A 12,448-nucleotide genomic window follows, 5' to 3' on the forward strand; every position below is an offset into this window, starting at 1 on the left:
AAGAATGTTTTTTATGCCTTTTATCTATACCAACTATGCCATATGTCAGGGAGTTGATAATAGTGAACATTAATCACCTCAAATACTTTCTTGCAGTAGCAAAGCATCAAAGCTTTACAAAGGCTGCGCAGGATATGCATATCAGCCAGCCTTCCATCAGCAAGATGATAAGGGATATGGAGGAAGAACTGGGGGTTCTCCTGTTCCACCGGGATAAGAAACAGGTAATTTTGACCGATGCTGGCCAGACTGTATATCAGCAGGCCAAGGATATAATTGCATCCTTTGATAACCTGACCACCACACTGTCAGATGTTGTAACCCTTAAGAAAGGCACCCTTAAAATTGGTATACCACCTATTGTTGGTGCCAGCTTTTTTCCAAAGATCATTGGCGAGTTTATTCAGACATACCCTGGAATAGAATTAGAGCTTATGGAGGTAGGTTCTAAAAAAATCGAGAAGGCAGTGGAAGATGGAGAGGTAGATGTAGGTATTATATGCTCAGCCCCGGCTCAACCGGAAGCCTTTGAGATTTACCCCCTTATCAGCGATCCCCTCATGGTGGTCTTATCTCCTTGTCACCCCTTGTCAAAAAAAAGTATCCTTAGCCTTAAGGATTTAAAGGATGAAAAGTTTGTACTTTTTAGAGAGGATTTTTCCCTGCATGACCATATCATTAATTGCTGTGGAAGGGTGGGCTTTCAACCCCAAATTGTCTGCAGGAGCTCCCAAAGGGATTTCATGATGGAGATGGTAGCAGCAAAGCTGGGCATAGCCTTGCTGCCTCAAAAAATTTGCCAGGAACTAAATCCCAAAAAGGTAACAGCCAGGCATATTAAAGAGCAGTCCTTGTTTCTCAACCTGATGATTATCTGCAAGAAGGACAAGTATCAGTCCTTTGCTGTAAGAGAATGGCTGACCTTTACCACAGCTCGCATACAAACTGAGGAGACGCTTCATTGCTAAATCCAGCAGATAATTGGCTAATCAGCCGCATCTGCACACTTGCAATAGCAGGGGGCAAGTTTGCCCCAGTTTTCCTCCGGTGTCATTTCAGTGGTTAATGCTGATTACATTAATTACTCTATTTGCACCAGACAACCAGTGCCAGTATCCCCTCCTGACTTATAACATTTGTCAGCATACTGTAGGGGATTGGAAATTCAAGGATACCTGCCACACTAGGGGCTATGGTTGCCCTTTGAAAGAATACTACCAGGGCTTTATCCGTCAGGTAATACTCCTGATCATCATTGATTCTTGTAAATTCCGCAATAAGTGGTATATCTCTAGCCTTTATTTGTCTTTTAATTTCGTTGCTGATAATCAACCTATATCCGCTTCCAACCTTAAAAAGGCTAGCAATATCAACAGTATTTCCTGTTTTTAGATTAAAAGTCAATGCCCTCATAATGGTCCAGGGATGAGCTGCCATCTCTATAAAAGAAAAATTCTCAAACCTAATGCTCAGTACACCATTTTGATTCAACGTTACTTTATAGGTACCCTCCATTTCTGCCAGATCTGGATTAGTGGCTCCCATTTCCAGCATCATCTGTCTAACCAGCTTTTGAATGGCTTGGTTTATTTTCTCCGGCACACCCCTGTACCTTACGTTTTTATTGAGAGGAAGTAATCCTACTACCTCTGGATAAGCAACATTAATGTTGGGCTCTTCTATCTTCCGCTCAACTATACTTGCTCTCAAATCTTGACAATCCATTATCGATACAACTCCCTTTTTCATATCATATTCCTCTAGGGAGTTAATTGCATCATTAATTAGAAAATTATATTAAATCATTAAAGTTGCAAAAAAACATTTAGAACTTGTCAAGTTATGATAAATTGCGATAATTAAAGAAATACTGCTAATTAAGAAGATAAAATAGATATTTTGCTGTATTTGCATTAAAAAAATCCTTTATAATAGAGATAACAAGGTAGTCCTTGCCAAATCCCTAATATAAAGGAGATATAAAATGCAACGCAATGATATCAAAAAATCCACTTTTTTGCAACTGTTTAATCCTATAATTAATGAAAAATTTTTAAATTTGTTGTCAGACATGGAGGTAGAGATTAAAAAGTAAATTAATGGGGAATATATATTTAAAAACAGAACCGAAGCAACCACTGAAAGGAGTACGCCTGATGGTTTTTTTAAAAACAAACCAACCAAATAATCCACCTCCAGCTATAAGTACAGCTGAAGTATATAATTTCTGGGATATTTTAACTGGGTATTACGAATCTCTTGAGTACTTGAAAATGCTGCGTGTTTATGCCCAAGACCCAGATTTAAAAATAAAGCTTGATGATACGATTTCCGACATTACGGGACGTTCAAAAAAGGTTGAAAAGATTATGTCTCATTTCAGAATCAGAACACCTGATTCTCCCCGCAAAGAAGCCCCTGCTTTCGTTAACTCTCAAGCAATGCCTGATGAGCTGATAGGAAAATACCTGCTGTTAATGGCTCAAGAGCGGATTGAAATGAAAGTGAGATGTCTACGCAATGCACAATATGTCGATAAGGTTCGGGATTTCTTTATTTACCTAGTTGGTGTAGATATCAAGAACCTGAATTCAATAATAAAATACTTGAAATTAAAAGGGTGGATAGAACAGCCTATATTGTTGCAGAATGTACCCCCGGACTGTAACGAAAAAATTGACGTTGCTGAAGCATACCATATTTGGAATCACTTAGTTTTTCGTTATTTAAATATTGAGCAAACAAATTTGTTCGTACAATTAGCTCATGACGGAGACTTTAAACTATTGCTGGGAAAAGGACTAGACATTTTAAAAAACCAAATAAAAGAGCTTGAAAAAGAAGCAAATTGCTTTGGAATTAATTTACCCAAACAACCACCGAAAGAATTGGGCCATATGGAAAACACTGAATTCATAGATGATGATTTTATCTTTAATTTGCTCTTAAATGGCCTGAATTCGGCAAGCATTATACATGCTCAGGCGGTCAAGAAAGCGACAACGAATGACCGCATAAGGAACCTCTTTGCCAGGCTGTTAACGGAGGAGATTGATTCCATTGATGGATTAATCAAATATGGAAAGGTAAAGGGATGGCTTATATCCCCACCTTTATACAGATTGTAATAAATCATCCGCTGTCTGGAACACGCTGAAAACTTAGAAACCTGCACAGTGGTTGCAGAAAAGAAGCTGGGGACACTCGTAAAAGAGGCTCCAGCTTCTCTGTCTTATAAGTTAGGTTGTATCCATGGACAGTTAGAAAAATCTGACGGAGATGTTTACACAACAATACTTAGGTTAAGGAATATCTTAGAACGGATAACTCGTGATGAGGAGTTAGTCGTCAAGTTGCCGGATGGAAATGAATTTCAGATTACAGTAATACAATCCAAATTTAGTGAGATATCTCGTGGTAAAAAACCATAGTAGTCCAAGTAGTCTAAGTAGATGTTTTTTACATGGACTACACTCCTTGTATGCAAGGGCTGCCAGGAGTAATAGCAATTATTTGCTTAATTACATTTGCCCTTTAATCAATCTTTAAAAGTTAGTAAAATACTAGATTATTTCATCATTATGTTAAATTCTATTGTTTAAAATCTTATTCCTGCCTATTTTTACCTAATCTTGTTAAATGTTGTGTGAAAGTTATCCAGTGTGTAATTAAACAAATATTTTTATTGGAGAGTTAAATAGCTATTCAGATTGCTTTACACCTTTTTTATCTTTGAATGTTTTTTCATTTGCTGTTCTGATAGTGTATAATTTGTATTGATATGCTAGAAGTGCGTCTAAAAGTAAGGTATATAATAACAAGGATAAGCAAGGAAAGGAGGAGCTTCAGCCTTGAAAAAAACAATTTGTTTGATTTGCAAAGCAAATGATACTTTCCAGGTACTGTACAAACAGTTATGTGAATTTTTTGAACCTGAAATAGGAGTTACAGGTTGTTCGCTTGATTCAGGTACAAATGAAAAACTTGTCGGCGATATAGCCTTAATTACCAGTTCAGATCCTGAAATCTACAATCCTGCAATAAAAATAGCAGGAAATGACATCGAGCCCATTGTAGCAGAACGACAATTTGATCCATTAAATATTGAGCAGCTCATAAGAATACCAACAGGTACCAAAGTTTTTGTTATAAACAACCTTCCTGGAACATGTAAAGAAGTAATCGAAACATTAGAAAAGGCTAACATAAATCACCTTACTTACATTCCTATTTACCCTGGTTATAAAAATGAAGATCCGGAAGTCAAAATAGCAATAACACTCAGGGATATTTTAATAAGGCCAGCTGGTGTAACCCAGTATGTTGATGTGGGAATTCGTTTAATTCACCTTAATACCCTATTATCTGTGGCAAAAAAGTTGGGATTGTCTGAACACAGGATTAACAAGAATATAGATAGTTTCCTATGCAGAATGATTGAACTGGGAAAAAGACTAGGCGAGGCCTATGTTCGTGAACAAAAGTATTTAGCTCACTTAAAAAGTACTCTTGAAGCAATACAAGACCCCATCCTGGCATTTGATAACACCGAAACCTTGATATTCCATAATGAAGCAGCCGAGATAGTTTTAAAAAGTAATTCTTCTATAATTCAAAATCTAGAAAGTATTAATAACCAGCTAGTATCTATTAACCACCGTAAATACATAATCAATAGCCATGACATTCATTTCGAGGGAAAAACTTGCGGCAAATTGTTTTTTATGAAAGACATTACACAAATTACCGACCTGGAAAAAAAGTTAAAAAACAGCCTTAAAGATACTGGCAGGTTGGCCAAGTATAATTTTAAAGATATTATTGGGAATAACCCAACCATCAAAAATACAATTGCCCAAGCAGAGAAAATGGCAAAAAGTGATTATTCAATTTTAATATCTGGGGAGAGCGGCACGGGAAAAGAACTTTTAGCCCATGCAATACATTGCAGCTCATCCAGATATAACGGTCCTTTTGTAGCCATGAATTTTGCCTCTATTCCCGAATCACTTGTGGAAAGTGAACTGTTTGGATACGTGGAAGGCGCATTTACAGGGGCTAGAAAAGGCGGAAAGATCGGCCTTTTTGAACAAGGCAACGGTGGTACTGTTTTTCTAGATGAAATAGGTGATGCCCCATTATCTATCCAATCAAGACTTTTGCGAGTGCTGCAGGAAAAAGAAATGATTAGAGTTGGTGATACAAAGGTTCTTAAGGTTGATGTAAGGATTATTGCAGCTACCAACCATTCTTTGCCTCAACTCGTAAACTCTGGAAAATTCAGGCAGGATTTATATTATCGCATCAACGTACTTCCCATTACTCTGCCCCCCTTGCGTGAACGAAGGGATGATATTCCTTTATTATTAAAAACACTAACCCAAAGACACAACAAGAATATTAATTGGTCAAAACAAGCCCTGGACTTTTTAACTGACTACCATTGGCCTGGTAATATTAGAGAATTAATCAATGTAATCAGCTACGTTCTAACTATCTGTGAAGATAATGAAGTGCAATTATGCCACCTACCTCCAATCCATACCCTGACAAATAAAACTAATAAAACCCAGGGTGCTGCTATACCGAATCATACTGGTGAAAGGCAATTAATACTTTCAGCTATACATAAATTGAATAAATTAGGAAAAAGTGCAGGAAGGCAGAGCATATTGCAAATGTTAAGATATAAAAATCTTGATTTAAGTGAGCAGCAATTGAGATATAAATTAAAAGCACTTGAAAGAGAAGGCTTTATTTATGTTGGCAAAACTAAACAAGGTTCATTCTTGACGGATAAGGGCAAAGGTGATATAAGAAGCTTATATTTAGGTGATTAGGACAAACATTTAACCTAATCACCTAAATATTTACCGGAATTATTTAAATTTTCTATATTTTATCCCCCTGTATCCGTGGAACAGATATTGCAATTATCTCTATTAATAAATATTTAATAAATGAGGTGATTGATAGTATGGGTACAAACACCGAGATGGCAGTACAAGAAAAGAAATTTAAGTTTAAAACACCCCACACCTACGCCCTGTTGTTTATTGTATTAATTGTAGCAGCCCTGGCATCCTACGTGGTGCCAGCTGGTGAATTTGAAAGGGCTTTTAATGAAGAAGTCAACAGAACACTGGTTGTACCAGGAAGTTACACATCTGTCGAACCTAACCCCATTGGACCCTTTGAACTGGTTAAAGCTATTCCCCGGGGAATGTCTGCCGGCTCTACCATCATATTTTATATCTTCCTTGTTGGCGGAGCTTTTGGAATTATCAGAGCAACAGGAGCAATTGAAGCAGGAATTGGTAAAATCGTATTAAAGCTTGCTGATCGAGAACGACTCATTATCCCCATTTCCATGCTGTTATTTTCCATTGGCGGCTTTACCATTGGGTGGGCCGAGGAAAGTATCATATTCGTACCTATAGGCATTGCCATTGCCAGGGCAATGGGCTTTGATGCCATTACTGGTACTGCCATGATCAGCTGTGGTGCCGCTGCCGGATTCTTTGGCGGCATGCTAAATCCCTTTACAGTTGGAGTGGCACAGAGTATTGCTGAATTGCCTTTGTTTTCTGGGATAGCATTCAGGGCAGTTGCATATGTATGTTTCCTGGCTTTTGGAATGTGGTATGTTATTCGATACGCAACCTCTGTAAAAAAGGACCCTAAAAACAGTGTAATGTATGAAATAGAAGAACAGGTTAAAAAGGAAGAAAGGGGACAAAACCTTACATCTGAGGAAATTCCCGAGTTAAATGTTAGACATATTTTAGTATTTGTTGTCCTCTTTGGCGGTATTCTTATTAATGTTTATGGTGTTTTCAATTGGGGCTGGTACCTAACTGAACTTGCCTCTTCATTTATCGCTATTGGTTTAATATCTGGTCTTGTTGGAGGGCTCTCACTTAATCGAACCTTTGAATCCTTTGTAATTGGAGCTAAAGCTTTAACATTTGGAGCACTTATCGTTGGCTTTGCCAGGGCCATCCTGGTAGTTTTAGAAGATGGACGCATTATTGATACCATTATTAACGGTATGGCCTCTGTTCTGGGGAATTTGCCCAATGTTGCTACTGTTATTGGAATGTACGCATTTCAGCTTGTCTTGAACTTCTTTATTCCCTCTGGAAGCGGCCAGGCAGTTACAACCATGCCTATCATGGTGCCCCTTGCTGACCTTGTGGGTATAAGCAGACAGGTTGCTGTTTTGGCTTACCAGTATGGAGATGGCATTACAAACTCAATTATTCCAACTTCTGCTGCCTTAATGGGTTATCTGGCAATAGCCGGAATACCCTATGAAAAGTGGTTTAAATTTATATGGAGACTTATTGTTGGATGGATATTGATTGCTTTAGTATTTTTAGTAATTGCTACCATGATCAATTTACAATAATTTTAATGGAGGGATAAAATGTCATTATGGCTGGATGAGATTAACAGCTTGTTTTCAGTTGCTGATCTTGTCAAACTAACTCAAGAGTTAATCAGGCGACCAAGTCACTGGGAAGTGCCCCATAGAGAAGAAGAAGTATTAGATTATATATGTACTTTTCTGGAAAAGCATAATCTACCTTATGAAAAGCAGTACGTTAAAGACAATCTTTATAACATTATCGTTACAATAAAGGGTCAAGGAAAGGGGAAAAGGCTGCTGTTCAACGGCCATGTGGATACTGTGCCCCCCTATGAAATGGATTTTGAGCCTTTTAGCGGGGACATTGTAAATGGTCATATTCTAGGGCGGGGTGCAGTGGATATGAAGGGTCCCATAGCTGCCATGCTAATGACAATGCTGGTCTTGAGTAAACTTTCTATTAAACTTTCAGGTGATGTTATTTTTACTGCCGTTATAGGCGAAGAAGGATGTTCAGAAGGTACAGAAAAGCTTGTATTAAGCGGTATTGAGGCTGAAGGTGCTATAGTAGGAGAGCCTTCCAATTTTGATTATGCCATAGCCCATAGAGGTCTGGAATGGTATGAAATAGAGTTTTTCGGAAGGCGAGCCCACAGCGGGGATATGGAAAGGGGTATAAATGCAATTAACATGGCATGCAGACTAGTCACTGCTCTTGAGGATAGACTACTTCCCAAATTAAAAGAGCGTTATCACCCCCTGATGGGTCCATCCATATTGAATATCGGAAAAATTGAAGGGGGCACTCAACCAAGCACCGTTGCAGAATACTGCAAAATTCAATTAGATCGAAGATATATAAACTCAGAAACAATAGAAGATGTGGAAAAAGAAATTCAAGAATTTATAAATGAGCTCAAAAATTCTGTTCCTGGGTTAGATGTGCGTCTGAAATTAATGGAATGTGGGAAAATGCAAAGCTTACACCACGTGCCAATGTTGACTAACGAAAATGAAAGCATCGTCCAAAAAGTCATTAAAAATGTCAAGCTGGTTACAAAAAAGAACCCAAATTGCACCACCAGGCGTGGCTGGACTGATGCAGGTCTGTTGAATTTCTATCGCAGCATACCTACCATTATATGCGGCTGTGGAGATATCTCCTACTCCCATTCCAAAAACGAGCAAATACCCATTGAGCAGCTGGTTCAGGCAGTTCAAATATATACACTTACTGCTATAGATTTTTGCAGCCAGGAGCGTTGAAATTTAACAAAAGGAGCAGGCCAAAGGCACGGTTTAATAGGAAAACTTATTGAAATGGCATTTACATACAACATTTTCAAAAACTAAAAAGAGGCTGTAACCGCACAACTGAGCGCGTTCTCGCCTCTTTCATTCATTTTAACTGTCGAAAATGGGATTGGAATTTTTTATTTCAACGTAATCTGTACCTCTTTGCCGAGGGAGCGGGCCACCTTAGACAGAAAGTCCAGGGATGGATTGTACGTTCCGCTTTCCAGGCGGCTGATATTGGATTTCTGGGTCCCAACCCGGAGCGCCAATTCTTCCTGGGTAATATTCTGGCTTGTTCTTGCTTCAATAATTTGTGAAATTACATCATAACGCGGTTTTAGCTTTTCGTACTCTGTTTTGAATTCTTCATCTTTCATTAAAAGTTCCTTCACTTCGGAAAAATTTACTCCTGCTTTACTCATCCTTACACCTTCTTTCATAATCTTCTTTATAGCGCAGTGCCCGTTCGAGCTCTTTTTGCGGCGTTTTTTTAGTTTTTTTGGTAAAACCATGAAGCAGCACAAAGGTTTTTTCGTGGTAGGTGAAATAAAATATTCTGCTGATGGCCGATGCGAATTTAACTCGCAGTTCAAAAATTCCCTTATACCGCGTACCCTTCATCGGTTTTACATAGGGTTCCCTTAATTGGGAACCATGCTTTTCAAGCAGTTCTATTTCACTATAAGCTTTCGCCCGCATTTTTGCATCTAATGTAAGCAAATAATCAAGGACGGGAACATCTCCATTTTCTTTTTTATAGTATTCCACTTGCCACCCCATGATACACCTCCAATCTTAGTATATGCCGTGTCTCACTTTAATGTTATCATATATGATAACAAGAATCAAGAAGTTTAAATTTTTGTCTCAGCCTATTCGCGATCCCGCGACTGCCTTATTTTTATAGTGATTTTCAGATAGTCGTTATAATCCTTTCCGCGTGCAGGCGGCTCGTCGGAAATAGCGTAGGAAGAAGGAAGAATATAAACAAAATTGCCTTGCACCTTGATAACGACGCACCGGGACGGCACCCAACCAAGCACCGTTGCAGAATACTGCAAAATTCAATTAGATCGAAGATATATAAACTCAGAAACAATAGAAGATATGGAAAAAGAAATTCAAGAATTTATAAATGAGCTCAAAAATTCTGTTCCAGGGTTAGATGTGCGTCTGAAATTAATGGAATGTGGGAAAATGATTTCTAATGTACAGCCGGGACCAGGGGTTGGTTTCATGGGCTGATTACTAAAAAACAGTATTCTTATAAACATTTTGATGTTATTCTATATATATGTAACCAATCCCAGGGAGCTATCAAGAATGACATTAAGCTGGTTTCATTTAGTTTTATTCTATATAGTTACAAATGCTGCTTCCAAGCTGCTCCAAAAATATTCAGTACAGGATGAAGAAGTGGATCCCACAGCATACAGTGCTTATTTCCTTCTAGCAGTAGGTTTGTTAACCATACCCTTCCTCCCTTTTGAAAAAATACAATATCCAACTGAACCAAAAATATGGCTGGTAGTTCTTTTATCAAGCATTTTTTACACCGTCTGCATGATTTTATTTTTTAAAGCACTTAAAACAATAGAAGTAAGCCAGGTAGAAGCCCTAGCCACTACCCGTACCATCTGGCTCATGCTTTTAGGGGTAATTTTCTTTAAAGAACAATTATATTTGAGCCAGGTAGTTGGCATTTTTCTTATCTTTTTTGGCCTTGTAGTAATATACTGGCAAAGGGGAAAGGAATTCCATTTTGAAAAGCCCCATCTCTACACCCTGTCATATGCAATTTTGATAAGCTGTGCCTATGCCTTGGACAAGTATCTTTTAAGTTATTTTTCAGTAGCCCTTTTTCAGGTTGTAATCTATTTAATACCTGCACTTATAACAATTATCTTTGTTCCAAATACTTTTGAAAAAATGAAGGTTCTTGTAAAACCAAGAAAAAATAACTATATTATCCTTTTATGCTGTTTTCTGCAGATGCTTTCAACCCTTGCCCTATATAGGGCCTATCAGATAGGAGAGCTTTCTCTGGTGGGTCCCCTTGCCCAAACCTCCATAATCGTTACCATTATCGTTGGCTTAATAGTGCTTAAGGAAAGGTGGAACCTTAGAAGGAAGATTATAGGTATAATACTAGCAATATTAGGTATAGCTTTTATAAGGTTTGTTATATTTTAAGGGGTTATTCCATTAAATGAAGGATATGGAAATATTTTGTCGAAGTAAGAAGTAATATGAATAAATTAGTATATATAGGGTCATTTGCCACACGAATATTTTTATGGCTAAGAATCCTGTATAGGCTGATAAATATTCTATATTAGATTTATGGGAGGCAATATGTTCCATATCTTCACCAATAATGCAAGAAATGATAAACATGCTTTGCTAGAAAAGCTATATCTACAATATAGAAATCTAATGTTCCATATTGCCTTTAAAATATTAAATGATCACGGGCTTGCGGAAGATGCCGTACATGCAGCTTTTATTAAGCTTGCAAAAAGTTCTTTTGTTATAGATGAAATCTCTAGTAATAAAACAAAGACATTCATGGTTATTGTCACTAGAAGCACTGCATGTGATATATACAGGCAGAACAAAAAAGAAAAAAACTTAGTAAATATCGACGATGACATGCTGGAACTAATTGACGAAAAACCTCTGCCTTTGGATTTTATAATTGACACTGAAAGAATAGAAAAAGTTCATATAGCACTTGCCACAATGGACCCTAAATATGCTGATGTTGTACTCTTGAAATATTTCTATGGCCATTCAAATGCAAATATTGGTTTATTAACAGGCATTTCAGAACAAACCGTACGAGTTAGGCTCTATAGGGCTAAAAAGATGTTGGCTGATAAATTGGTCAAGGGAGACATTGATCATGAATAAGGGCGAATTAAATGAAAAAATCTTTGACGAGATAATAAAATATGCTGCTGCCAATGAAGTAAATAGAATAGCCAATGATCTACCCTCGGAAAAAGAATTAGCTGCTAAGTATACCTTTACCCAAGAATTTGATAATAAAATGCAGCTGCTATTTGAGCAGCAAAAAAATAGCGAAGTTAAAGCAGGAAAAAGAAAGACGATATTAAAAATTGCTGCTATAATCTTTATTTTCTTGGCAGTGTCTACCATTACTATAGCAAATGTTGATGCTTTTCGTGTGCATGTGCTAAATCTTTTCAGTGAGATGGGTGACAGGTCTACTACAATCTATATAGATGATACAGAAACAGGTTACGATACAATTTTATCCGAAGCCCAAGGATTATATTTGCCAACGTATATACCAGAAGGGTTTATGGTTGTGTCTGTTGATAAGTTTAATGATTATTACTTAATAACATACAAAAATGCTGCTGGAACAGTAATCGAACTAGAAAGGCTGCCAAGCGGCTCTTCGGTAGGCATAGATATTGAAGAAGCTCAAATAGAACAAATTGTCATTAATAATGAGCTTGCACAGTACTTTTTAAAAAAAGAGGCAGGAAACTTAATATTCAAGTATAAAGAAAATGCTTTTTTAATCAGTGCAACCATATCAAAAAAAGAGTTGGTAAAAATGGCAGAAAGCATGGAATTTAGAAAATAAAAAATGGAAAAATATTTTAATATTTGTAACAAATTACCTCACTTGTGCGTTTCTATTTATAGAAGGCAAATTATAAAGTGAGGTGATTTTTTTCTATAGGATCTAAGATTTGTAAATGCAAAAATAGTTCCCGGGCAAATCAAGAATCTCTGAAAAATCCC

13 protein-coding genes are annotated in these 12,448 nt (G+C 37.3%); 10 read left to right on the plus strand and 3 right to left on the minus strand.

Annotated features, from left to right (window positions below; all coding sequences use genetic code 11):
* Window positions 1-62 precede the first annotated feature (62 nt).
* The gene (locus K364_RS0117160; RefSeq protein ID WP_028309041.1) at window positions 63-968 is read left to right on the plus strand and encodes a LysR family transcriptional regulator; all 906 of its coding nucleotides are present in this window, start codon (window positions 63-65) and stop codon (window positions 966-968) included.
* A 118-nt stretch (window positions 969-1,086) separates the two neighbouring features.
* Here K364_RS0117160 and K364_RS0117170 read toward each other — a convergent pair whose 3' ends face one another.
* Complete coding sequence (locus K364_RS0117170; protein ID WP_169734766.1) at window positions 1,087-1,725, minus strand: DUF3298 and DUF4163 domain-containing protein; 639 nt, start codon at window positions 1,723-1,725, stop codon at window positions 1,087-1,089.
* A gap of 431 nt (window positions 1,726-2,156) precedes the next feature.
* Here K364_RS0117170 and K364_RS26385 point away from each other — a divergent pair, with 431 nt between their 5' ends.
* The 5 genes from K364_RS26385 to K364_RS0117200 all read left to right on the plus strand — a co-directional run bounded on the left by K364_RS26385 (window position 2,157) and on the right by K364_RS0117200 (window position 8,638).
* On the plus strand, window positions 2,157-3,128 hold the full coding sequence (locus tag K364_RS26385) for a DUF3231 family protein (protein ID WP_169734767.1): 972 nt from the start codon (window positions 2,157-2,159) through the stop codon (window positions 3,126-3,128).
* Between the two features lie 48 nt (window positions 3,129-3,176).
* Entirely contained in the window at window positions 3,177-3,431 is a 255-nt protein-coding gene (locus tag K364_RS27095) for a hypothetical protein (RefSeq protein ID WP_028309044.1), read from the plus strand.
* A 420-nt stretch (window positions 3,432-3,851) separates the two neighbouring features.
* A complete protein-coding gene (locus K364_RS0117190) occupies window positions 3,852-5,840 on the plus strand; it encodes a sigma-54 interaction domain-containing protein (RefSeq protein WP_028309045.1) in 1,989 nt (662 codons plus the stop codon).
* A gap of 137 nt (window positions 5,841-5,977) precedes the next feature.
* Window positions 5,978-7,411 (plus strand): YfcC family protein, encoded by a 1,434-nt coding sequence (locus tag K364_RS0117195; protein ID WP_028309046.1) that lies wholly within the window; start codon window positions 5,978-5,980, stop codon window positions 7,409-7,411.
* 18 nt (window positions 7,412-7,429) lie between these two features.
* Window positions 7,430-8,638, plus strand: coding sequence for a M20 family metallopeptidase (locus tag K364_RS0117200; RefSeq protein WP_051534177.1), 1,209 nt, complete (start codon window positions 7,430-7,432; stop codon window positions 8,636-8,638).
* A 167-nt stretch (window positions 8,639-8,805) separates the two neighbouring features.
* Here K364_RS0117200 and K364_RS0117205 read toward each other — a convergent pair whose 3' ends face one another.
* Together K364_RS0117205 and K364_RS0117210 are read right to left on the minus strand one after the other, a co-directional pair.
* Window positions 8,806-9,090, minus strand: coding sequence for a helix-turn-helix transcriptional regulator (locus K364_RS0117205; RefSeq protein WP_028309048.1), 285 nt, complete (start codon window positions 9,088-9,090; stop codon window positions 8,806-8,808).
* Entirely contained in the window at window positions 9,083-9,448 is a 366-nt protein-coding gene (locus tag K364_RS0117210) for a type II toxin-antitoxin system RelE/ParE family toxin (protein ID WP_028309049.1), read from the minus strand. The genes K364_RS0117205 and K364_RS0117210 overlap by 8 nt, the downstream gene beginning before the upstream one ends.
* Window positions 9,449-9,661: 213 nt before the next feature.
* Between K364_RS0117210 and K364_RS0117215 the strand changes: the two genes are divergently transcribed.
* The 4 genes from K364_RS0117215 to K364_RS0117230 all read left to right on the plus strand — a co-directional run bounded on the left by K364_RS0117215 (window position 9,662) and on the right by K364_RS0117230 (window position 12,287).
* Window positions 9,662-9,913 carry a peptidase dimerization domain-containing protein gene (locus K364_RS0117215; protein WP_028309050.1) on the plus strand — a complete coding sequence of 84 codons (252 nt, stop codon included), beginning with the start codon at window positions 9,662-9,664 and terminating at the stop codon, window positions 9,911-9,913.
* 78 nt (window positions 9,914-9,991) lie between these two features.
* On the plus strand, window positions 9,992-10,861 hold the full coding sequence (locus tag K364_RS0117220; RefSeq protein ID WP_028309051.1) for a DMT family transporter: 870 nt from the start codon (window positions 9,992-9,994) through the stop codon (window positions 10,859-10,861).
* A 162-nt stretch (window positions 10,862-11,023) separates the two neighbouring features.
* Window positions 11,024-11,581, plus strand: a complete 558-nt coding sequence (locus K364_RS0117225; protein WP_028309052.1) for an RNA polymerase sigma factor — start codon at window positions 11,024-11,026, stop codon at window positions 11,579-11,581.
* Window positions 11,574-12,287, plus strand: a complete 714-nt coding sequence (locus K364_RS0117230) for a DUF4367 domain-containing protein (protein WP_028309053.1) — start codon at window positions 11,574-11,576, stop codon at window positions 12,285-12,287. The genes K364_RS0117225 and K364_RS0117230 overlap by 8 nt, the downstream gene beginning before the upstream one ends.
* Window positions 12,288-12,448: the final 161 nt, after the last annotated feature.

The sequence above is a fragment of the Desulfitibacter alkalitolerans DSM 16504 genome, from assembly GCF_000620305.1.
Taxonomy (GTDB): domain Bacteria; phylum Bacillota; class DSM-16504; order Desulfitibacterales; family Desulfitibacteraceae; genus Desulfitibacter; species Desulfitibacter alkalitolerans.

Coding starts and splice junctions, on each gene's coding strand:
- K364_RS0117220 (WP_028309051.1), top strand. CDS start 9,992: ATGACATTAAGCTGGTTTCATTTAGTTTTATTCTATATAGTTACAAAT.
- K364_RS0117205 (WP_028309048.1), bottom strand. CDS start 9,090: ATGAGTAAAGCAGGAGTAAATTTTTCCGAAGTGAAGGAACTTTTAATG.
- K364_RS0117225 (WP_028309052.1), top strand. CDS start 11,024: ATGTTCCATATCTTCACCAATAATGCAAGAAATGATAAACATGCTTTG.
- K364_RS0117195 (WP_028309046.1), top strand. CDS start 5,978: ATGGGTACAAACACCGAGATGGCAGTACAAGAAAAGAAATTTAAGTTT.
- K364_RS26385 (WP_169734767.1), top strand. CDS start 2,157: ATGGTTTTTTTAAAAACAAACCAACCAAATAATCCACCTCCAGCTATA.
- K364_RS0117210 (WP_028309049.1), bottom strand. CDS start 9,448: ATGGGGTGGCAAGTGGAATACTATAAAAAAGAAAATGGAGATGTTCCC.
- K364_RS0117170 (WP_169734766.1), bottom strand. CDS start 1,725: ATGGATTGTCAAGATTTGAGAGCAAGTATAGTTGAGCGGAAGATAGAA.
- K364_RS0117230 (WP_028309053.1), top strand. CDS start 11,574: ATGAATAAGGGCGAATTAAATGAAAAAATCTTTGACGAGATAATAAAA.
- K364_RS0117200 (WP_051534177.1), top strand. CDS start 7,430: ATGTCATTATGGCTGGATGAGATTAACAGCTTGTTTTCAGTTGCTGAT.